This window comes from Actinopolyspora mortivallis (assembly GCF_003001495.1).
Classification (GTDB): domain Bacteria; phylum Actinomycetota; class Actinomycetes; order Mycobacteriales; family Pseudonocardiaceae; genus Actinopolyspora; species Actinopolyspora mortivallis_A.
Window position 1 is genome coordinate 1 of record NZ_PVSR01000007.1, and the last position, 20,769, is coordinate 20,769.

General features: G+C 68.5%; 20 protein-coding genes. 1 reads left to right on the forward strand and 19 read right to left on the reverse strand.

Features of this window, described 5'->3' with window-relative positions; all coding sequences use genetic code 11:
• Window positions 1-563 precede the first annotated feature (563 nt).
• From tyrS to infC, 16 genes are all read right to left on the reverse strand, one after another.
• On the reverse strand, window positions 564-1,835 hold the full coding sequence (gene tyrS, locus CEP50_RS07115; protein WP_181188251.1) for a tyrosine--tRNA ligase: 1,272 nt from the start codon (window positions 1,833-1,835) through the stop codon (window positions 564-566).
• A gap of 70 nt (window positions 1,836-1,905) precedes the next feature.
• Window positions 1,906-2,559, reverse strand: a complete 654-nt coding sequence (locus CEP50_RS07120; RefSeq protein WP_374957089.1) for a DNA-3-methyladenine glycosylase — start codon at window positions 2,557-2,559, stop codon at window positions 1,906-1,908.
• 19 nt (window positions 2,560-2,578) lie between these two features.
• Window positions 2,579-4,048 (reverse strand): argininosuccinate lyase, encoded by a 1,470-nt coding sequence (gene argH / locus CEP50_RS07125; RefSeq protein ID WP_106113237.1) that lies wholly within the window; start codon window positions 4,046-4,048, stop codon window positions 2,579-2,581.
• 132 nt (window positions 4,049-4,180) lie between these two features.
• Complete coding sequence (locus CEP50_RS07130; protein WP_106113146.1) at window positions 4,181-5,377, reverse strand: argininosuccinate synthase; 1,197 nt, start codon at window positions 5,375-5,377, stop codon at window positions 4,181-4,183.
• Entirely contained in the window at window positions 5,370-5,939 is a 570-nt protein-coding gene (locus CEP50_RS07135) for an arginine repressor (protein ID WP_106113147.1), read from the reverse strand. The genes CEP50_RS07130 and CEP50_RS07135 overlap by 8 nt, the downstream gene beginning before the upstream one ends.
• On the reverse strand, window positions 5,936-6,862 hold the full coding sequence (gene argF, locus CEP50_RS07140; protein WP_106113148.1) for an ornithine carbamoyltransferase: 927 nt from the start codon (window positions 6,860-6,862) through the stop codon (window positions 5,936-5,938). The genes CEP50_RS07135 and argF overlap by 4 nt, the downstream gene beginning before the upstream one ends.
• The gene (locus CEP50_RS07145) at window positions 6,862-8,085 is read right to left on the reverse strand and encodes an acetylornithine transaminase (RefSeq protein WP_106113149.1); all 1,224 of its coding nucleotides are present in this window, start codon (window positions 8,083-8,085) and stop codon (window positions 6,862-6,864) included. Before CEP50_RS07145 ends, argF begins: the two co-directional genes overlap by 1 nt.
• Complete coding sequence (gene argB / locus CEP50_RS07150; RefSeq protein ID WP_106113150.1) at window positions 8,085-9,008, reverse strand: acetylglutamate kinase; 924 nt, start codon at window positions 9,006-9,008, stop codon at window positions 8,085-8,087. The genes CEP50_RS07145 and argB overlap by 1 nt, the downstream gene beginning before the upstream one ends.
• On the reverse strand, window positions 9,005-10,165 hold the full coding sequence (gene argJ / locus CEP50_RS07155; RefSeq protein ID WP_106113238.1) for a bifunctional glutamate N-acetyltransferase/amino-acid acetyltransferase ArgJ: 1,161 nt from the start codon (window positions 10,163-10,165) through the stop codon (window positions 9,005-9,007). The genes argB and argJ overlap by 4 nt, the downstream gene beginning before the upstream one ends.
• A gap of 154 nt (window positions 10,166-10,319) precedes the next feature.
• Window positions 10,320-11,345, reverse strand: coding sequence for an N-acetyl-gamma-glutamyl-phosphate reductase (gene argC / locus CEP50_RS07160; protein WP_106113151.1), 1,026 nt, complete (start codon window positions 11,343-11,345; stop codon window positions 10,320-10,322).
• Window positions 11,346-11,571: 226 nt separating this feature from the next.
• Complete coding sequence (gene pheT / locus CEP50_RS07165; RefSeq protein ID WP_106113152.1) at window positions 11,572-14,064, reverse strand: phenylalanine--tRNA ligase subunit beta; 2,493 nt, start codon at window positions 14,062-14,064, stop codon at window positions 11,572-11,574.
• A gap of 71 nt (window positions 14,065-14,135) precedes the next feature.
• Window positions 14,136-15,203, reverse strand: a complete 1,068-nt coding sequence (pheS, locus tag CEP50_RS07170; protein ID WP_106113153.1) for a phenylalanine--tRNA ligase subunit alpha — start codon at window positions 15,201-15,203, stop codon at window positions 14,136-14,138.
• 168 nt (window positions 15,204-15,371) lie between these two features.
• Complete coding sequence (locus CEP50_RS07175; RefSeq protein WP_181188263.1) at window positions 15,372-16,220, reverse strand: TrmH family RNA methyltransferase; 849 nt, start codon at window positions 16,218-16,220, stop codon at window positions 15,372-15,374.
• A 50-nt stretch (window positions 16,221-16,270) separates the two neighbouring features.
• Complete coding sequence (gene rplT, locus CEP50_RS07180) at window positions 16,271-16,639, reverse strand: 50S ribosomal protein L20 (RefSeq protein WP_106113154.1); 369 nt, start codon at window positions 16,637-16,639, stop codon at window positions 16,271-16,273.
• Window positions 16,640-16,762: 123 nt separating this feature from the next.
• The gene (gene rpmI, locus CEP50_RS07185) at window positions 16,763-16,957 is read right to left on the reverse strand and encodes a 50S ribosomal protein L35 (RefSeq protein ID WP_019854195.1); all 195 of its coding nucleotides are present in this window, start codon (window positions 16,955-16,957) and stop codon (window positions 16,763-16,765) included.
• A gap of 121 nt (window positions 16,958-17,078) precedes the next feature.
• Entirely contained in the window at window positions 17,079-17,690 is a 612-nt protein-coding gene (gene infC, locus CEP50_RS07190; RefSeq protein WP_084792096.1) for a translation initiation factor IF-3, read from the reverse strand.
• Between the two features lie 217 nt (window positions 17,691-17,907).
• On the opposite strand from infC, the gene CEP50_RS07195 reads away from it, so the two are divergent.
• Window positions 17,908-18,324, forward strand: coding sequence for a DUF1844 domain-containing protein (locus tag CEP50_RS07195; RefSeq protein WP_181188252.1), 417 nt, complete (start codon window positions 17,908-17,910; stop codon window positions 18,322-18,324).
• A 31-nt stretch (window positions 18,325-18,355) separates the two neighbouring features.
• On the opposite strand, the gene CEP50_RS07200 is transcribed toward CEP50_RS07195, so the two are convergent.
• The 3 genes from CEP50_RS07200 to CEP50_RS07210 form a co-directional block, all read right to left on the reverse strand.
• Window positions 18,356-19,234 carry an endonuclease/exonuclease/phosphatase family protein gene (locus CEP50_RS07200; RefSeq protein ID WP_258174975.1) on the reverse strand — a complete coding sequence of 293 codons (879 nt, stop codon included), beginning with the start codon at window positions 19,232-19,234 and terminating at the stop codon, window positions 18,356-18,358.
• A 228-nt stretch (window positions 19,235-19,462) separates the two neighbouring features.
• A complete protein-coding gene (locus CEP50_RS07205; protein WP_106113156.1) occupies window positions 19,463-19,852 on the reverse strand; it encodes a RidA family protein in 390 nt (129 codons plus the stop codon).
• Between the two features lie 19 nt (window positions 19,853-19,871).
• Window positions 19,872-20,618, reverse strand: a complete 747-nt coding sequence (locus CEP50_RS07210; protein WP_106113157.1) for an IclR family transcriptional regulator — start codon at window positions 20,616-20,618, stop codon at window positions 19,872-19,874.
• Between the last annotated feature and the right edge of the window lie 151 nt (window positions 20,619-20,769).

Consider the following 20,769-nt stretch of genomic DNA (forward strand, 5'->3'; position numbering starts at 1 on the left):
AGGGGAAAGCACACGGGGTGCGAGCGTTCGACTTGCATGTGTGAAGCGCGCCGTCAGCGTTCGTCCTGAGCCAGGATCAAACTCTCCAACAAACAACCAGAGAAAAAACCCCAGCAACAAACACTCAAAAAAACCACAAGACCCACACGGGCCCCACACGCACACAAACAGGGCACTGTTGAATTCTCAAAGAACACACCCACCACCGTGGGCACCCGCCCAACCTAGCACACCGCCAACCCCGCCCCGCATCACGGGGCAGAACCGACACCATGCCAGATCAAGCGATCTCGACGACCTCCACGCAACGGAATCCCGCCCGTCTCGGTCATCTCTCATGTTACATCAGGACCGTCCACCCCGAAGCCGGGGGAGGGAGATCCCGCCAGCCGACACGGCCGAGCACTGACGATCCTCCGCAGAGAACCCCATGCATCACGCGCCTGTCGCGCTGGCAAGAACTAATGTACGCGGAGGCACCCCGGATGTCAAACCGGCCTCGCCCCCACCACGGGAACCCCGCTGAGCGGGACATCCCGCCCTTCCACTCCCGAGGAACGGCGCTAGACCAACTTGACCCCCGCGGTGTGTCGCTTACCACGACGCAGCACCAGCCAGCCACCGTGCAACAGCTCCTCCTCGCTCGGTGACCAGGTCTCGTCCAACACCTTGACGTTGTTCACGTAGGCTCCGCCCTCGGCGATCGTCCTCCGAGCCGCCTTACGACCTCCGACCAGCCCGCTCTCCACGAGCATGTCCACGATGTCCGGCTGATCGGCGAGTCGCAGCCGCACGTTCGGGACCTCGGACATCACCGACTCGAGTGTCTGCGACTCCAGCCCTCCGAAGTCCCCCTTGCCAAACACCGCCCGGCTCGCCGCGACCACCTGCTCGGTCGCCTCGGCACCGTGCACCAGGGTGGTCAGTTCCTCGGCGAGACGTCGTTGGGCCCGCCGTTCGCTCGGATGTTCCCTGGTCGCCCGTTCGAGCTCCTCGATCTCCTCCCGCTCCAGGAAGGTGAACAACCGCAGGTACCTGCCCACATCGGCGTCGGCGGTGTTGAAAAAGTACTGGTACCAGGAGTAGGGGGAGGTCCTCTCCGGGTCCAGCCAGAGATTGCCACCCCCGGTGGACTTGCCGAACTTGCGCCCTTCCGCATCGGTGACCAGCGGCATCGTGAGCGCGTGCGCGGTGACCCCCTCCTGCCTGCGCAGCAGGTCCACCCCGGCGACGATGTTGCCCCACTGGTCGGACCCGCCGAGCTGCAGACGTGTGCCGTACTTCCGGTAGAGCTGCACGTAGTCGTTGGCCTGCAACAGCATGTAGCTGAACTCGGTGTAGGACATGCCGTCGGACTCCAACCGCCTCCGGACGGTGTCCCTGGACAGCATCGCGTTGAGCGGGAAGTGCTTGCCCACGTCACGCAGGAAGCTCGTCACCGGCAGCTCAGCCGTCCAATGGGCGTTGTTCTCCATGACCGCCCCGGTGTCCGAACCGTCGAAGTCCACGAACAGTTCGAGCTGCCGACGGATCCCCTCGGTCCACTCGGCGATCACGCTCTCGTCGTGCAGGCTGCGCTCCCCCACGTCCCGTGGATCGCCGATCAGACCGGTGGCCCCACCCGCCAGCACCAGGGGGCGGTGCCCGGCGAGTTGGAAGCGGCGCAGCGTCAGCAGTGGGATCAGATGACCGGCGTGCAGGCTCGGCCCCGTCGGATCGAAACCCGCATACAGTGTGAGTGGTGGTGAATCCAGATCCCGTCGCAACGACTCGAGATCGGTGGTCTGCGCGATCAGTCCGCGCCAGGAAAGCTCGTCCAGAATGTGCTCACTCACGGTGTCAGTCTCGCTCATCATCCTCGGAGCCCCGCACCGGGGCAGGGGACCCGCTCGGGAGAGAACCCGCTCACTCCCCTTCGGCGATCCGGCCCACGCCGGTGGTGCTTCCGGTGGTGGTGCCGGCACGTCCGCGGCCACCACGCCGGTAGGAACTGACCGCGGGAGAGCCGTGCACCCAGGAACGCCACGGAAGCTCCGTCGCGGTGGAGACCCCCACCCTGGGCCCGCTGCGGATGCTGTCCTCGTCCACCTCCGTTCCCCGGAGCAAACGGATCGGGGAATCCGGATCAGTGAGATCGGTCCCGTTGTACTCACGGGTGATTCCCAGCACTCCGGCCAACCGCGCCGGCCCGCTGGCCAGCGCGGTCTCCTTCCGGACGGCGGGGCGACGAGCACGCGCCAGTGGGAGACCGCTCAGCACCTCTCCCGCCCGCAACAGCACGGCACCGGGGACGCCGTCCCCCAGGCACACCACGTTCACGCAGAAGTGCATCCCGTACACGAAGTAGACGTAGAGGTGGCCGGCGGGCCCGAACATCACCGAATTGCGCGCTGTCCGTCCCCGATAGCAGTGTGAGGCGGGATCGTCCCCTCCCCGGTAGGCCTCCACCTCGACCAGTCGTACTCCGACCTCCCCTTCCGGGGAGGTCGACCACAGCTCGCTGCCGAGTAGGAAACGTGCCACACGCAGTGGGTCACGGGCGAGTTCGGAACGTGTCACCTCGGTCACGGCCCTGACACTACCGAGCGGGGACCTCTCCGGCGGCGGGCCCCTTCTCCCGGGAGGAGCCTCCCCACGGGAAGAGCATCACGGAACGCTCTCGAACCCGGGAGCGGTGTTCGGTGATCCGTTCCCGCACCCGGCGCGCCTGTTCGGCGACCCGCTCCGGGGCGGTCCCTCCCCGGGAGTTGCGGGCCGCCACCGCCCCCCGGACTGTCAGCACCTCACGAACCTCGGGGGTGAGCTCGGGGTGGACTCCGGCGAGTTCGGAGCCGGTGAGTTCGTCGAGTCCCACGCCCCGCTGCTCGGCCAGGCGTACGCACTCCCCCGCGGCCTCGTGCGCCGTGCGGAACGGAACCCCCCGCCGCACCAGCCATTCGGCCAGATCGGTCGCCAAGGTGAAACCGACCGGAGCCATCTCCGCCATGCGTTCGGTGTCGAACGACAGGGTGCCCAGCATCCCCGCCATCGCGGGAAGCACCAGATCCAGCTGCCGTACCGAGTCGAACACCGGCTCCTTGTCCTCCTGCAGATCCCTGTTGTAGGCCAGCGGTTGCGCCTTGAGGCTGGTCAGCAGGCCGGTGAGGTTTCCGAGCATCCTTCCGGACTTCGCCCGGGCCAGCTCGGCGACGTCGGGGTTCTTCTTCTGCGGCATGATCGAACTGCCCGTGGCCCACGAGTCGTCCAGCGTGACGTAGCCGAACTCCGCCGTGTTCCACAGCACCACCTCCTCCGCGATCCGGGACAGGTTCACCCCGAGCATCGCGAACGCGAAGGAGGCCTCGGCCGCGAAGTCCCGGGCCGAGGTGCCGTCCATGGAGTTGTCCACCCCCTGGTCGAAACCGAGTTCCTCGGCCACCGCATCGGGGTCCAGCCCCAGGGAGGAGCCGGCCAGTGCCCCGGCCCCGTACGGCGACTGCGCTGTGCGGGCCTCCCAGTCGCGCAGCCGTTCGACGTCGCGCAACAGCGCCTGGCAGTGCGCGAGCAGGTGGTGGGCCAGCAACACGGGTTGGGCGTGTTGCAGGTGGGTTCGCCCGGCGAGCACCGCGCCGGGGTGGGCGGTGGCCTGCCGTTCGAGTGCCTCGACGACGTCGAGCGTTCCCTCCGTCACTCGGTGGACGGCGTCCCGCAGCCACATCCGGAACTGGGTGGCCACCTGGTCGTTGCGGGAACGACCGGCCCGCAACTTGCCCCCCAGCTGGTTGCCCACACGTTCCAGCAGGCCGCGTTCCAGTGCGGTGTGCACGTCCTCGTCGCCGGGGTCGGGAACGAACTCGCCGGTCCGCACGTCCTCGGCGAGTGTTTCGAGCCCGGCCAGCATCCGGTCGAGTTCCTCGTCGGTGAGCAGTCCGGCCCGGTGCAGCACCCGGGCGTGCGCGGCCGAACCCGCTATGTCGTACGGAGCCAGGCACCAGTCGAAGTGGGTGGACAGGCTCAGCGCCGCCATGGTTTCCGAGGGGCCGGAGGAGAAACGTCCTCCCCACAACATCGTGGACTGCGAACTGTGGTCGTCCACGGGGTTCTCTTCTCGGGACACGCGATGTTCCTCGCAACTAGAAGCACGGTCGGTGGGGTACGCGGGTGGGGCCGTCCCGCACGGTGGCCGGCCCCACCGTGGTGCTCAGAGATCCTGTTCGCGCTTGGCGGCGATCTTGCTGGGAAGTCCCCACAGCTGCACGAACCCCTTGGCCAGCCCCTGGTCGAAGCTGTCGCCCTCGTCGTAGGTGGCGAGGTTGAAGTCGTACAGGGACTGCTCGCTGCTGCGTCCGGTGACGACGGCGGTGCCGTTGTGCAGGGTCATCCTGATCCGCCCGGAGACGTGCCGCTGGGTGTCGGCGATGAAGGCGTCCAACGAGTTCTTCAAGGGGGAGAACCACAGCCCGTCGTAGACCAGCTCCGCCCACCGCTGCTGCACGGTCCTCTTGAAACGGGCGAGGTCCCGCTCCAGGGTGACCGCCTCGAGCTCCCGGTGCGCGGTGATCAGTGCGATCGCCCCGGGGGCTTCGTAGATCTCCCTGCTCTTGATGCCGACCAGCCGGTCCTCGACCATGTCGAGCCTGCCGACCCCTTGGGCACCGGCCCTGCGGTTCAGTTCGGTGACCGCCTGCAGGGGGGTGACAGCGGTCCCGTCGAGGGCCACCGGAACACCCTGGTCGAAGGTGATCACCACCTCGTCCGGTTCCCGCTCCAGCGCCGGGTTCTCGGTGTAGGAGTAGACGTCCTCGATCGGGGCGTTCCAGATGTCCTCGAGGAACCCGGTCTCCACCGCGCGGCCCCAGAGGTTCTGGTCGATCGAGTAGGGCGACTTGTTGTCGACATCGATCGGCAGGCCGTTGCGTTCGGCCCAGGCGATGGCCTTCTCCCGCGTCCAGGCGAAGTCACGTACCGGGGCCAGCACCTTCGTCTCGGGGGCGAGCGCGCCGATACCGACCTCGAAACGCACCTGGTCGTTCCCCTTGCCGGTGCACCCGTGCGCCACGGTGTCCGCACCGTGTTCGCGTGCCGCCTCCGTGAGGTGCTTGGCGATCAACGGCCTCGACAGGGCCGAGACCAACGGGTACTGGTCCATGTACATGGCGTTGGCCCGCAGGGCGGGCACGCAGTAGTTCTCCGCGAACTCGGCACGGGCGTCGGCGACGACCGCCTCCACGGCACCGCAGGCCAGTGCCCTCTTGCGGATCGTCTCCAGGTCCTCACCGCCCTGGCCCACGTCCACGGCCACGGCGATGACCTCCGCGTTGGTCTCCTCGGCGATCCACCCGATGGCCACGGAGGTGTCGAGGCCTCCGGAGTAGGCGAGTACGACCCGGTCACTCATGGTTCTGCTCCTCGTGCTTGTTGGTCCTGTGCTGACGTGTCCCTCGTCCGCGGGTGGGCTCCGAGGGGTCCGGTGGGGAACCCGGTTGTGGTTCGGCGAGTTCACGCAGTCGCTGCGCGAGTTCACCTCCGGTGAGCGGTTCACGGGCCACCACCATCAGCGTGTCGTCACCCGCGATGGTTCCCGCCACCTCCTCCATCGCCGACCTGTCGATGGCGCTGGCGAGGAACTGGGCGGCTCCCGGAGGGGTTCGCAACACGGTCAGGTTCCCGGAGCCCTCGGCGCTGACCAGCAGCTCTCCGAGTAATCGGCTCAACCGGGCCGTACCGCCCTGCACTCCCTGGACCGGCGTGCCGTCCTCCGGGATGACGTAGACCGGCTGTCCTCCGTCCGGCCCCCGGAGCTTGACCGCGCCCAGTTCGTCGAGGTCCCGGGAGAGCGTCGCCTGGGTGACCTCGATGCCGTCCTCGGCCAGCAGTCCGGCCAGCTCGGTCTGACTGCGGACCTCCGTACCGGTGACGATTTCGACGATGCGCGCCTGTCGCGCCACCCGCGTGGTCATCGCTGCTGCACCAGCCACGTCAACAGTGCCTTCTGCGCGTGCAGTCTGTTCTCGGCCTCGTCGAACACCGCGCTGGAGGGGCCGTCCAGCACCTCGTCGGTGATCTCCCATCCCCGGTGGGCGGGCAGACAGTGCAACACACTGGTCTCCCGCTTGCCGGTGGCCTCCAGCAGGGCTGTGTCGAGCCGGAAGGGACGGAAGGGGCCCACCCTGTCCTTGCCGTCGTTCTCCTGGCCCATGGAGGTCCACGAGTCGGTGGCGAGCACGTCCGCCCCGGAGACGGCCGCCTCCGGACTGTCGAACACCTCGACGGATCCTCCCGTTTCGGCCGCCCGCTTGTGTGCCGCCTCGAGTACCCACTGTGCGGGGGCGAAACCATGCGGGGCGGCCACCCGGATGTGCATTCCCGCGGTGACCCCACCGACCAGCAGGGAGTGCGCCATGTTGTTGGCGCCATCACCCAGGTAAGTGAGGGTCAGCCCGGGAAGCGGACCGTGGCGCTCGCGCACGGTCTGCAGGTCGGCGAGCACCTGGCAGGGGTGGAACTCGTTCGTCAGCGCGTTGACCACGGGGATGTCCGAGGCCGAACTCATGGCGTCGATCCGTGCCTGGGCGAAGGTACGCCACACCACGACGTCGACGTAACGGGTGAGCACCCGGGCGGTGTCCTCGATCGTCTCCTCACGTCCGAGTTGCATGGTCCGGGCGTCGACCACCACCGGGTGCCCGCCCAGTTGCACGATCCCGGTCTCGAAGGAGAGACGGGTCCTGGTCGAGGTCTTCTCGAAGATGACGGCGACGGACCTCGGCCCGGCCAACGGCGTGGAGTTCTCCCGTCCGCTCTTGAACGCGGCGGCCAGATCGAGAATCTCCTGCTGTTCCCTCAGGGTCAGATCGTCGTCCCGGAGAAAATGACGCGGCATCACTGTTCTTCCTCTCCACCCGTGGACATCGGCACCATCTCGGACAGCATCCCGGCCAGGTCGTCCACGAACCGCCGCGCCTGCTGCCTTCCGAGGACCAGCGGAGGCGCCAGCCGCACCGTGTCCGGCCGCACCGGGTTGAGGAGATAGCCACGCTGACGTGCCGTCTCCACCACGGCCGGGGCGATCTCCTCGGTGAGCTCGACGGCGATCAGCATCCCCGCACCGCGCACCTCGGCTATCAACGGATGGTCCAGCTTCCCGATCATGGTGAGCAGCTCCGCGCCCACCTCGCTGCCGTGCCGCAGCAGGTCCTCGGACTCGATCGTGTCCAGCACGGCGAGTGCCGCCGCACAACAGACCGGGTTCCCGCCGAACGTGGTGGCGTGCTGACCGGGGGAGAGCAACGTGGCCGCTTCCCCGATGCCGATGCAGGCCCCCAGGGGCAGTCCCCCACCCAGTCCCTTCGCCAGGGTGATCACATCGGGCAGCACCCCGTGACGGTGGAAGGCGAACCAGTGGCCGGTGCGGCCGATCCCGGTCTGCACCTCGTCGAACACCAACAGCGCGCCCGCACGGTCGGCGATCTCCCGGGCGGAGGCGAGGTAACCCTCAGGAGGGAGGACCACTCCCGCCTCACCCTGCACGGGTTCCAGCAGCACGGCCGCGGTGTCCTCGTCCACGGCGGCTTCGAGCGCGGTGACGTCTCCGTAGGGGACGTGGCACACCCCGGAGGGCAGTGGTTCGAAGGGTTCCCTCTTGGCGGGCTGTCCGGTCAGCGCCAAGGCTCCCATGGTTCGCCCGTGGAATCCCCCGGAGGCGGCCACCACCCGGGGACGACCGGTACGCCGGGCGATCTTGAACGCTGTCTCGTTGGCCTCGGAGCCGGAGTTGCAGAAGAACACGCGTCCCTCGGTGGAGGCTCCGCTCAACGCGAGCAGACGTTCGGCCAGGCGCAGTTCGGGCTCGTGGCTGTAGAAGTTCGACACGTGGCCCAACCGGGAGATCTGCCCGCTCACCGCCGCCGTGACCGCGGGATGGGCGTGACCGAGCACGTTGACCGCGATCCCCCCCATCAGGTCGAGGTAGCTGTGGCCCTCGACATCGGTGACCTCACAGCCGGATCCGGAGACCAGTTCCACCGGAGGTGTTCCGTAGGTCTGCATGATCGAGCCGCGCCACCGCCGCGCCGCTTCGAGGTTGCCGTCCTCCTCGGAGGGCATCAGGCACCGTCCTTTCCTGGGTCCTGGTCGGGTGGGACGACCATGGTGCCCACCCCCTCGCTGGTGAAAACTTCGAGCAGCACGGAGTGGGCCAGCCTGCCGTCGATCACGTGGGCCCGGCTGACCCCTCCGGAGACGGCCTGCAGACAGGCCTCCATCTTGGGGATCATGCCCTCCGAGAGGGTCGGCAACAGTGCGCTCAACCTGTGGGTGTCCACACTCGACACCAGCGAGTCCCGGTCCGGCCAGTCGGTGTAGAGCCCTTCGACGTCGGTCAGCACCACCAGCTTCTCGGCACGCAGGGCCACGGCCAGGGCCCCCGCTGCCGTGTCGGCGTTGACGTTGTGCACCACCCCGTCCCGGTCCGGGGCCACGGTGGAGACCACGGGGATCCGCCCCGCGTCGACCAGGTCGAGGACGGCGGTCGGATCCACGTTCTCGACGTCGCCGACCAACCCGATGTCCACCGGTTCCCCGTCCACCACCGCCTCGCGTCTGCGCGCGGTGAACAGCTGGGCGTCCTCCCCGGACATCCCCACGGCGTGCGGTCCGTGCTGGTTGATCATGCCCACCAGTTCCCGGCCGACCTGGCCGACCAGAACCATGCGGACCACGTCCATCACCTCGGGGGAGGTGACCCGCAGACCACCACGGAACTCTCCGGTCATCCCGAGCCTGTCCAGCATGTTCGTGATCTGCGGACCTCCACCGTGCACGACCACGGGACGCAGCCCCGCCAGGCGAAGAAAGACCATGTCCTCGGCGAAGGCCCGCTTGAGGCCGTCGTCGGTCATCGCGTTGCCGCCGTACTTGACCACGACGGTGGCCCCGCGGAAGCGTTCCAACCACGGCAGCGCCTCGGTCAGCACGCCCGCCTTCCGGGCCGCCGCGGTGAGCCGGTCTTCGGATGATGTCTCGGTCATGAGGAATAGGCGCTGTTCTCTTCGACGTATCCGTGGGACAGATCGGTGGTGTACACGGTCGCCTCGTGGGGTCCGGACCGGAGATCGATCACGATCTCGACCTCACGGCCGGAGAGGTCCACCACCTCCCGCTCGGCGACCGGGACCCCGGCGGAGTACAGGGTCACTCCGTTGAGCGCGATCTCCATCGCCTCCGCGTCCGTGTCCGCCAGGGCGCGCCCCACCGCCATGGCGATGCGCCCCCAGTTCGGGTCGGAGCCGAACAGGGCCGTGCCGACCAGGTTGTCCTCGGCGACCACCCGGGCGATCCGTACGGCGTCGGTCTCCCGAACCGCTCCGCGTACCGTGACGTCGACGGCCTTCGTGGCTCCCTCCGCGTCGTACTGGAGGTGCCGGACCAGCTCGGCACACGTTTCCGTGAGAATCCCGGTGAGTTCGTCCGTGTCGACAGCGACCCCGGAGGCCCCGGAGGAGAGCAGGAGCACCGTGTCGTTGGTGGAGGTCCCCCCGTCGACGTCCAGCCTTTCGAAGGTGGTGGCGGCGGCCCGGCGCAGGGCCTGGTCCAACACGTCAGGTTCGGCCACGGCGTCCGTGGTGAGCACGGCCAGCATCGTCGCCAGGTTGGGCGCGATCATGCCCGCTCCCTTGACCATGGCTCCGACGGAGAAACCGGAAGGGTGCCGCACGAACGCCTGTTTGGGGCCGCTGTCGGTGGTGAGTATCGCCGTGGCGGCGTCCTCGGCGGCCCGCCCGCTGTCGGAGAGTTCCCCGACCGCGGTGGTCACACCACTGAGCAGCGCCTCCATCGGAAGCCGCTGCCCGATGAGGCCGGTGGAGCAGACCGCGACCTCGATGGCACCGGTCCCGAGTTCCCCCGCGACCCTCTCCGCCGTGGAGTGGGTGTCCTGGAAGCCCTCGGGGCCGGTGCACGCGTTGGCTCCTCCCGAGTTGAGCACCACCGCGTGGAGACGCCGTTCGCGCAGCACCTGCTCGGACCACAGCACCGGTGCCGCCTTCACCTTGTTCGTGGTGAACAGCCCGGTGGCTTCCCGTCGGGGGCCGTCGTTGACGACCAGGGCGAGATCCGGCCCTCCCCCTTCCTTGATCCCGGCCGCCACTCCGGAGGCCCGGAAACCGCGCGGCCCGGTCACACCCACGGGCTGGGGACCGTTCCCGGTTCCGGAAGAGGGGGTGGGGTGCTCGTGGTCAGTACTCACTGTGCTCCTCCCGGCAGCTCGTTCACGACGCGACCCGTCCGATCTCGGGTCTTCGGTCCCGCCGTTGTGGTGTTCGTGGCCCCTCTCGTCCTCCTCACGGCGCCACCCCCGCGCGGGGCAGCCCCGTCTCCTCCGGCATCCCGAGAGCGAGGTTCATACACTGCACGGCCGCGCCCGCCGTGCCCTTGGTCAGGTTGTCCTCGGCCGCGACGGCGACCAGTCGTCCCGCGTCGACGTCGACGGTCACCTGCAGCTGTAGCGTGTTGGCACCGATCGTGGCCGAGGTCTGGGGCCACTGCCCCTCCGGCAGTAGTCGGACGAACGGCTCCTTCTCGTAGGCGGTGAGGTACTGCTCCCGAACACCTCGGGGGTCGACACCGGACAGGAGCGGGGAACTACAGGTCGCGAGGATTCCCCGCGACATCGGAGCCAGGACCGGAGTGAACGACACCCGCACGGGTTCGCCGGCCACCGCCGTGAGGTTCTGGATCATCTCCGGGGTGTGCCGGTGGGCCCCACCCACGCCGTAGACGCTGGCCGAACCCATGACCTCGGCGGAGAGCAGGTGCGGCTTGAGCGCCCGGCCCGCTCCCGAGGTTCCCGTGGCCGCCACGACCACGGCCTCGGGCTCCACCAGGGAGGCGGAGAAGGCGGGCGCCATGGCCAGGGACACCGCGGTGGGGAAACACCCGGGGACAGCCACCCGCCGGGCCCCGCTCAGTTCCTCCCGCTTGCCGGGGAGCTCCGGGATGCCGTAGGGCCAGCTCCCGGGGTGCGGTCCGCCGTACCACCGTTGCCACGCCGCCGGGTCCTCGAGTCGGTGGTCGGCCCCGCAGTCGATCACCACGGTCCCGTCGAGTCCGTCGGACAACTCCGCCGAGTGCCCGTGAGGCAGGGCGAGAAAGACCACGTCGTGCCCGGCGAGGGTCTCCACGGTGGTCTCTTCGAGCTCCCTGTCGGCGAGCTCCGTCAGCCCCGGGTGGTGCTCTCCCAGCCGACTGCCGACGTTGCCTCCCGCGGTGAGCGCGCCGATCTCCACGCGCGGATGGGCGAGCAGCAGTCGGAGCAGCTCTCCGCCCGCGTAACCACTCGCACCGGCCACCGCCACCCGTATACTCATACGAATGAGTATGCATGATGATGCAATATCAATCAAGAGGTTTTTGACCGCTGTTCGTATTCGCCCCGGCAACACCGAAGACAGGGCGGCAAGAAGCGACAACGACCAGCATCTTCGGTGCGTATCACCACACACTCCGGTGAATAAGAATCGGGCGGCCGGTTCACAGCGGAACCGACCGCCCGATCGTGTCCTCTCCCCGGCCGCGCCCCCGGGGCGGAAGCCCTCACCCGCGCAGGGTCGCCCCCACGCGTTCGTGGGCGGCCGCGACAGCGGCCTCCCGCACCTCGCTCGCCTCCTGCTGGGTCAACGTCCGGTCCGGGGCACGCAACTGCAGCGCGAAAGCCAACGACTTCTTGCCCTCACCCAGCTGTTCACCGGTGAAAACGTCGAACAACCTGATCTCCTCGATCAGTTCGCCGCCCCCGGACCTGAGGGCGTCGGTGAGCTCGGCCGCCGAGACCTCCTCGTCGACCACCAACGCCACGTCGAGACGCACCGGCGGATAGGAGGAGACCCGCGGAGCGGGCCTCGACTCGGACAGGGGCAGGGCGTCCAGATCGAGTTCCATGGCACAGGTCCGCTTCGGCAGTTCGAGGGCCTCGACCACCTTGGGATGCAGCTCCCCCGCGTACCCCACCACGGTGTCGTCCACCAGAAGCTCGGCACAGCGTCCGGGGTGCCACGGAGGGTTGTTCCCGGTGGAGACGCTCAACGTCACTCCGGCCGTGTCGGCCACCAGCCTCGCGGCCTGGATCGCGTCGGCCCATCCTGCCTGGCGTCCTGCCCCCCACCAGCCGGAGCGTTCCCGCTGGCCCGCCAGCACCACACCCACGTGTTTGGGTTGCGCGGGCAACGCCGCGTACAACTCGGCCAGCTCCTCCTCGGAGGGCCGCTGCCGCACTCCCAGCTCGGGCACGACCTGCTGCTCCTTGCCCGGCAGGACCACTTGGCCGATGTGGAACAGCGCGAGATCCCGCCGTCCCCGGGAAAGGTTGCGCTGCAACGCCTCCAGCAGCCCCGGAAGCAGCGTGGTGCTGATCAGCGAACGTTCCGCTTCGAGCGCGTTGGCAGCGCGCAGGGCGTTGCGCCGCGGATCGTCCTCACCCAGCCCGAAGGCCTCGAAGGTCTCCTCCCCCGTGAAGGGGAACGGCAGCACTTCGACGTAACCGTCGTGCGCCAGTGCGCGGGAGACGGCGCGTTCCCGCAACTGGGCCTGGTCCAGCCCCGCCCCGGCCGGAGCGGCGGGAAGCACCGAGGGGATGGTGTGATACCCCTCCAGCCGCAGTACCTCCTCCACCAGATCGGCCGGCTGGGTGAGATCGGGCCGCCAGGTCGGGGGCGTGGCCGTGACCACTCCCACTCCCTCCTCGGAGGTGCCCACCTCGATACGGCATCCGATCTGGGTCAACCGTTGTACGGTCACGCCACGCTCGTAGCGCACCCCGGCGATCCGGTCCGGCAGTGCCAACGGCATCGTCACCGGAGCGGGAGGAACCGGCTCACCGACGTCGGTCCGCCCGGCGGCGATCGTGGCCTCGCCGTACTCGACGAGCAGACGCGCGGCACGTTCGACGGCGACCGCGGCCACCGCGGGATCCACTCCGCGCTCGAAACGCTTGCCCGCCTCGCTCGGCAGACGATGGCGCCGGATCATGCGGGCGATACTGGCCGGATCCCAGTTGGCGGCCTCCAGCAGGATGTCGTTGCTGTCCTGGCCGATCTCGGTGCTGGCGCCCCCCATGACCCCGGCCAGCGAGACCGGACCGGAGTCATCGCAGATCACGATGTCGTCCGGGTCCAGCTCGCGGTGCACGTCGTCCAGCGTGACCAGGGTCTCGCCCGCCGAGGCACGTCGCACCACCACGTCACCGTCGAGCTTGAGCGCGTCCCAGGCGTGCAGGGGCTGGCCGAGTTCGAGCATCACGTAGTTGGTGACGTCCACGGGCAGCGAGATGGACCGGATCCCGGCCAGAGCCAACCTGCGCCGCATCCACCACGGGGTGGGCGCGGTGGGATCCACCCCGGTCAAACGACGGAAGACGAACCGCGAACAGGCCGTCTCGTCGTCGAGCCGCACGGTCCGCGACGGGCGGTCGTCGTCGGGGATGGAACGGTTGGCCGGATCCCCGAAGGGCACGTCCAACGCGTTGGACAGCTCCCGGGCCAGTCCACGCACGGAGAAGCAGTATCCCCGGTCCGGGGTGATCGACAGCTCGATGACCGAGTCGTCCAAGCCGACGATCTCGCCCGCGTCGGCTCCCGGATCCGCCGAGCCCGGAGGCAGTACGAGAATTCCCTCATGATCCTCGCCGATCCCCAGTTCGCGGACCGAGCAGATCATTCCCTCGCTGACCCTGCCGTAGGTCTTGCGCTCGGAGATCTCGAAGCCGCCCGGCAGCACGGCACCGGGAAGAGCCACCACGACCAGGGAACCCGCGCTGAAGTTCGTGGCTCCGCACACGATTCCGCGGAACAGCTCCTCACCGGCGTCGGACTTTCCGACCTCCACCCGGCAGTAACGGATGGGCTTTTTGAACCCGGTCAGCTCCTCGACCTCGGCGACGCGTCCGACGACGAGGGGGCCGGTGATCGGGGTGAGGTGGGTGACCTCCTCGACTTCCAGCCCGATCCGCACGAACGCCTCGGCCAGACTCTCGGCGCTCGTCTCCTCGGGCAACTCAAGATGCTCGGCCAGCCAGGAAACCGGAATCCGCACTGGATCGCAGCCCTTCTCTATCGTGGTGGGGTCAGAAGTACCGATGTGGACGTCCCGGCGCCGGGGCGGACTCAGTATCCGATCCCGAACGCCTCGGTGAACCGGACATCCCCTTCGACCATGTCCCGCATGTCGGGAATGCCGTTACGGAACTGCAGCGTCCGTTCCAGCCCCATGCCGAAAGCGAATCCGGAATAGGTATCGGGGTCGACCCCGGAAGCGCGCAGTACGTTCGGATGAACCATGCCGCAGCCGCCCCATTCGACCCAGCCCGCGCCGCCCTTCTTCTCCGGGAACCAGACGTCGATCTCCGCAGAGGGCTCGGTGAACGGGAAGAAGCTGGGCCGGAAACGGGTCAGTGACTGCGGGCCGAACATCGAACGGGCGAAGGCGTCCAGTGTTCCCTTCAGATGCGCCATGGTCAGGTCCCTGTCGACCGCCAGCCCCTCCACCTGGTGGAAGACCGGTGTGTGGGTGGCGTCGAGCGCGTCGGTACGGAAGACCCTGCCCGGAGAGATCCGGTAGACCGGCAGGTCGTTGTGCAGCAGCGCACGGACCTGCACCGGGGAGGTCTGCGTGCGCAGCACCAGCCCCGAGTCGTCGGGAGCGATGTGGAAGGTGTCCTGCATCGTGCGGGCGGGGTGGTCCTTGCCGAAGTTGAGCGCGTCGAAGTTGAACCACTCCGCCTCCAGCTCCGGGCCCTCCGAGACCTGCCAGCCCATGGCCACGAACCCGTCCGCGATGCGTTCGATGAGCTGGGTGATCGGATGACGCGCTCCGCCGGGCACCCGGTCGGTCGGAAGCGTGACGTCCACCGCCTCCTCGCGCAGCACTCTGGCGTCGCGTTCGGCACTGAGCCGGGCGTGGCGAGCGTCGTAGGCCTCCTGGATCAGCCGGCGGGTCTCGTTGACCCGCTTACCCGCGTCGGCCTTGGCCTGCGGGGGCAGCGAGCCGATCTCCCGACGCGCCGTCAACACCGGGGAACGTTCCCCCAGGTGGGCGGGTTTGACCGCGGCCAGCTCGTCGAGATCGGCCGCCTCCTCGAATGCCTTGCGGGCGTCGTCGACCGCGCCTTGCAGCGTCTCCGGTGCGAGCGCGACGACCTCTTTCGGGTCGTACGGGTCGTTGGCTCCAGACATCGTCGCTGTGTGACTCCCGTATCCGACGGCCCGCTCATGCGAACCGACCTTGACGTGTGAAAACTCTTCCCCAGCCGTTAGTCTATGGGATGCCCGTGAACCGGGTCGCCGCCGTCACCACGACCGGACAACGACGTCCGGGCTCGGACAGGATCACCGAAACCACGCTCACCGCGCACGTCGTGCCGAGGTGTACAGGCAGACGGCCGCCGCCGTGGCCAGGTTGAGACTCTCGGCACGTCCGTAGATCGGCACGCGCACCGTGAGGTCCACCTCCCCGGCGTGTTCCCCGAGGCCGTGAGCCTCGCTGCCGAAGACCCAGGCGGTGGGCGTGTCCAGCTCCCCCCGTCGCTCGGCGGTGTGCAGATCCTCGTCCGCCCCGCCCTCGGCGCCGACCAGTCGGAGTCCGGCCGCGCGGCAGGCGCTGAACACGGACTCCACGTTCCGTTCCCGGACCAGGGGGAGGTGAAAGACACTTCCGGTGGAGGCGCGAACCGCCTTTCCGTTGTACGGATCGACGGTGTCCCCCGCGAACAGGACGGCCCCGGCACCCGCGGCGTCGGCGACACGCACCACGGTTCCCGCGTTGCCCGGGTCCGCGACGTTCAGCAGTACGGCGACCGTGCGGGGCCGATTCGCCAGCACCTCCTCCACGGAGGAGCGAGGCAGGTCACACACGGCGACCAACCCCTGCGGAGTGACCGTCTCCGACAGTGTGGCGGCGGCCCGCTCCGTCACAGGGCGCAGGGCCACTCCCGCGGCGGCGCAGCGCTCCGCCAGCTCGGGACAACGCCGTGCCCCCTCGGGAGTGGCGAACACCTCCCGTACTCCGCCGGACATTCCCGGACCGGATCGGCCCTCGGACTCGGCCTCCAGGGCCTCCACGACGGCCATCGGCCCTTCGGCCAGGAACATTCCGGCACGTTCCCGACCGGAACGGCGAGTGAGCTTACGAGCAGCGCTCACCCTGGAGGAACGCTCCGTCAGCGGAGCCCGCTCCTGCTGGGGGCACGACATCGGCTCTCCGGTCACCACACCGCTCCGTCGGGTACTCGCACGAGCGGAAATCAGGCCGCGCCTTCGGCGAGGCTGTTCCGGGCCTTGTCGCACAGTGCGGTGAAGGCCTGCGGATCGTTGACCGCCAGCTCGGCGAGCATCTTGCGGTCCACCTCGATGTCGGCGGCCTTCAGTCCCTGCATGAACCTGTTGTAGCTGAGACCGTTCTGCCTGCTGGCCGCGTTGATGCGCATGATCCAGAGCTTGCGGAAGTCGCCCTTGCGGGCACGGCGGTCCCGGTAGGAGTAGACCTGCGAGTGCAGCATCTGCTCCTTGGCCTTGCGGTAGAGCCGAGAACGCTGCCCGCGGTACCCCTTCGCCGACTCGAGAATCTTCCGACGCTTCTTCTGAGCGTTCACCGCTCGCTTGGCGCGTGCCATTGGTTCCGTCCTGTCGATCGTACTGGGGGCGGTGTTCCGCCCCGGCTGATAGGGCTGTCAGGGCTTCCGGGGACACGCGGTGGGTGCCACCCGGTCACCGGTGCGGGCCGCGGCGGGGCCTTCTCAGCGACCCAGCAGCTTGTTGACCTGCCTCTTGTCGTTCTGGGAGACCTCCGCGGTGCCCTCCAGACGACGCTTCAGCTTGCTGGACTTCTTCTCGAGGATGTGCCTACGGCCGGCACGCTCGTGCCGCAGCTTTCCGGAGCCGGTGACCTTGAACCGCTTGGCGGAACCGCTGTGCGTCTTGTTCTTCGGCATTTTCGTCCTCTTTTCGTACGAACGCCGGGCAGAATCCCCGGAGGAATCCCGCCCGGCCTGCGTTCGGGGTGCGGTTACAGCCGGGTAGACGACCGCTGTCGATCCCGATTCCGCTCGACGGTTATGACGCGTTCGCCTTGCTCTTGTTGCCCTTACCGGTCTTGTGCGGCGCCAGCACCATGGTCATGTTGCGGCCGTCCTGCTTGGGTTTGGCCTCGATGAAGCCCTTCTCGGAGACATCCTCGGCCAGTCGCTCCAGCAGCCGGAAACCCAGTTCGGGACGCGACTGCTCACGGCCACGGAACATGATCGTCACCTTGACCTTGTGGCCCTGCCCGAGGAACCGCGACACGTGACCCTTCTTGGTCTCGTAGTCGTGCGGATCGATCTTCGGGCGGAGCTTCTGCTCCTTGATGACGGTCTGCTGCTGATTGCGGCGCGACTCACGAGCCTTCTGCGCACTCTCGTACTTGAACTTGCCGTAGTCCATGAGTTTGCACACCGGCGGGCGCGCCTGCGGAGCGACCTCGACGAGATCCAGATCCGCTTCCTCGGCGAGCCGGAGTGCGTCCTCGATACGGACGATACCGACCTGTTCACCGTTGGGTCCCACGAGTCGGACCTCGGGAACACGGATACGGTCGTTGATGCGCGTCTCGGAGCTGATGGGGCCTCCTCGGTTCGATGGCGTACCTCTGCTGCACCGCGGCGTGAAGCTCGCCCCTAGAGCAATGCAGCCGCCCCGCGAAGAACCCTCACAGGCTCCACGGGACCCTCATACTCCAACCGATCGAACCGGTATGCCATACCGCTTCAATCCGCCGTCGAACGACGTCGACGGCGGGATCGGGACCCGGCAGCCTGTGGCTCGGCCACGCGGGTGGGAGCGGGGCTCCACTTTCCCGCCCCCGAGGGATCGGGGGCGTTGCGCACGTGCAAGAGTAACAGGTGTGACCGAGCCGCAGCCAACCGAGTCCCCCGAACCCGCCGACCGGACGTTCGACGGCCCCGGAGGGGACAGCCTCGACACCACGGGTAATACGGACAACGTCCGCGAGCTGGCCAGTGTTCCGAGCGTGGAGGTGATCAGCCGCGCCGGTGTGATGCTGATGTCGGCGGCCGCGGAGAAACTCGGGCTCGCCGAGGAGGACCCCGACACGGCCCCCGTACGGGATCTGGACGAGGCCCGCCGCCTGATCACCGCCCTGGCCGGACTGATCACGTCGTCCGTGGAGTATCTCGGTCCGCACGCGGGAGCCATGAGGGACGGGTTGCAGACCCTGCAACGGGCCTTCCGCGAGGCTTCGGCCGAGCCGGACCCGCCGGGCCAGGGCCCCGGGGAGAAGTACACGGGCCCGGTACACTGACCTCACCGCGACGGCCCCGGAACGGGACGGGTCAGTAGGTCAGGGTGGTCCGCACCGCGCGGTGGTCGCTGCCCGAGGTGTCGAGCACCTCGGAGGTGACGGGACGCATCGCGCGTGCGAGCACGTGGTCGAGACGAACCACGGGGAAACCCGCCGGCCAGGTGAAACCGAACCCGCTGGTGGCCGCGGACGCCCGTGCGGGAAGAACCCCGGTGAGCGTGTCCAGGGCACGATCCGTACCGGCGGTGTTGAGGTCACCGAGCAGCACCACCCTGCGGATCCCCTCCCCGCGCACGGCTTCGGCCAACCGCTCCAGCGCACGATTGCGCCGTTCGACCAGGTCGGGACGTAGTGAGGGAAGGTGGACCGTGTACACGGCGGTCACCCCCTCGGGAGCGCGCACAGTGGCTCGCAGGGCGCGGGCCCACCCCAGCCCGAGGTCGACCGTACGGACCTCCGAGAGCGGGTAACGGCTCCACAGTCCCACGGTCCCCACGCTCGCGTGGTGGGGGTACTCCGAGCCGAGTATCTCGGCGACCTCCTCACGGTCACCGTTGGTGACTTCCTGCAGACCGACCAGGTCCGAACCCGTCCGGGCCAGCTGGCGCAGGGTCACCTCCGGTTCCCGGTTGTCGGCGTAGAGGTTCTGCGTCACGACCTCCAGGTGCCCCTCACCGGATGCTCCGTCGGCCGGGAGCGAACGTCCGAAGACCAGCGCCCACACGAGCACGGGCACGAGCAGCAGCCCGGTGGCCCGACACCGTCCGAGCAAGGCGGGAACGAGGGCCAGCACGGGCAGCACCCCCAACCAGGGGATGACACTGTCCAGCAGGGTGCCGATCCCCAGCGGGTTCGGCACCAGACCGTGTCCGAGGAACAACACGGTGACCGCGCCCGCGAACAGGCCCAACAGGGTGTCCCTGGCACGCCAGGGACGTTTCCCCGACCGGACCCGTCCGAACATCCGTCGGGAAGCGGCGAGCGCCCCCCGTGGACACTCGGTCCCACGTTCCGTCCGACCTGCTGCGCGTTCCTGCCTCATCGGGAGGGAGTCTGCCGCACGAACCTGAGCGGAGGATGAGAGAACGGCACCCCGCCCCCGGCCCGTACCGACCGGGAGGGGCACCGTGTTCCGCGGTCACCCGTCGAGGGCGGCCAGGGCGTCGACCTCCACCAACAGGCCGGGAGGTAGTCCGACGTAGACGGTGGTCCGCGCCGGGTAGGGCTCCCCGACCACCCGTGCGTAGGTTTCGTTCATCTCCGAGAAATGTGTCACGTCGGTGAGATAGACCCGCAGCATGAGGACGTCCTCGACACCGGCCCCGGCCTCCTCGAGGACGGCGAGGACGTTGCGCAACGCCCGCTCGGTCTGTTCCGCGACGGAATCGGAGACGGGTTCTCCGGTGGCGGGGTCGACTCCCGTCTGCCCGGACACCTGAACCAGGTTGCCCTTGCGCACTCCCTGGGACAGGGGAACCCCTGCCGGGGGCCGTGGGGCCGCCTGGGTGGTCACGACACTTCTGGACATGTGTTTCTCCTTCCGCGGATCACTCGCTGCGCCAACCGAGCTCGGCCGAGATCCGTTCGCAGGTCGCGATCACCTCGTCACGCCAGCCGAGCAGGTCGTCGAAGTCCAGCAGCACCTTCGGCGCCGAGAGGGAGACGGCCGCGACGATCGTTCCCCGCGTGTCCCGGACCCCGGAGGCGAGGCAGTGCACGAACTCCTCGTGCTCACCACGATCGAGGGCACAGTTCTCGTCGGCGGCACGACGCACCTCCTCCAACAGCGTTCGCTCGTCGGTGAGGGTGTGGGTGGTCAGGGCCGGACGGTCCAGGGCGGCCACGAACTCCCGTCTGGACTCCTCCGGCACCCCGGCCATCAGGATCTTGCCGACCGCCGTGCAGTGCAGTGGCGCACGCGCCCCTATCCGGGAGTACATCCGCACAGGACGTGTGCTGTCCACCTTGTCCACGTAGACCACCTGGTCCCGTTCCCGGACGGCCAGATGCACCGTGTGGCCGGTACGGTTCCCGAGTTCACGCAGGTGCTCACGGGCGACCTCGCGCACCTCGACGTCGTCCAGGGCTCGGTTGGCGAGGTCGAACAGCGCACTGCCCAGCTTGTACCGATGGGAGTCCGGCCGGTGCACGAAACCCTCGCCCTCCAGGGAACGCAGCAGACGCATCGCGGTGGACTTGTGCACCCCCACCGTCTCGGCGAGCTGGTCGAGAGTCCGCGCGCCGTCCGCCAGGGCGTTCAGCAACGCGAGTCCCCGTTGCAGACTCTGACTCATTCCCCTCCCTTCCGGTTCCTGCCGACCGGAGTCCCACCGGAGATCCCGGTGATCCCTCCTTCCGGCCGCGGTGTTCGGCGCGTTGACGCCCCCACGGCGACGTGCTAGACAGCATACTAGCAATATATGCAATATCCATTGCGAGACATGC

Bases quoted from the DNA above. Each gene is read 5' to 3' on its own strand.
- argF (WP_106113148.1), bottom strand. From the start codon at position 6,862: ATGCCGCGTCATTTTCTCCGGGACGACGATCTGACCCTGAGGGAACAG.
- CEP50_RS07135 (WP_106113147.1), bottom strand. From the start codon at position 5,939: ATGACCACGCGGGTGGCGCGACAGGCGCGCATCGTCGAAATCGTCACC.
- argB (WP_106113150.1), bottom strand. From the start codon at position 9,008: ATGACCGAGACATCATCCGAAGACCGGCTCACCGCGGCGGCCCGGAAG.
- pheS (WP_106113153.1), bottom strand. From the start codon at position 15,203: ATGTCTGGAGCCAACGACCCGTACGACCCGAAAGAGGTCGTCGCGCTC.
- CEP50_RS07130 (WP_106113146.1), bottom strand. From the start codon at position 5,377: ATGAGTGACCGGGTCGTACTCGCCTACTCCGGAGGCCTCGACACCTCC.
- rplT (WP_106113154.1), bottom strand. From the start codon at position 16,639: ATGGCACGCGCCAAGCGAGCGGTGAACGCTCAGAAGAAGCGTCGGAAG.
- CEP50_RS07205 (WP_106113156.1), bottom strand. From the start codon at position 19,852: ATGTCCAGAAGTGTCGTGACCACCCAGGCGGCCCCACGGCCCCCGGCA.
- CEP50_RS07175 (WP_181188263.1), bottom strand. From the start codon at position 16,220: ATGTCGTGCCCCCAGCAGGAGCGGGCTCCGCTGACGGAGCGTTCCTCC.
- argH (WP_106113237.1), bottom strand. From the start codon at position 4,048: ATGTTGTGGGGAGGACGTTTCTCCTCCGGCCCCTCGGAAACCATGGCG.
- CEP50_RS07145 (WP_106113149.1), bottom strand. From the start codon at position 8,085: ATGCCCTCCGAGGAGGACGGCAACCTCGAAGCGGCGCGGCGGTGGCGC.
- CEP50_RS07210 (WP_106113157.1), bottom strand. From the start codon at position 20,618: ATGAGTCAGAGTCTGCAACGGGGACTCGCGTTGCTGAACGCCCTGGCG.
- rpmI (WP_019854195.1), bottom strand. From the start codon at position 16,957: ATGCCGAAGAACAAGACGCACAGCGGTTCCGCCAAGCGGTTCAAGGTC.
- argC (WP_106113151.1), bottom strand. From the start codon at position 11,345: ATGAGTATACGGGTGGCGGTGGCCGGTGCGAGTGGTTACGCGGGCGGA.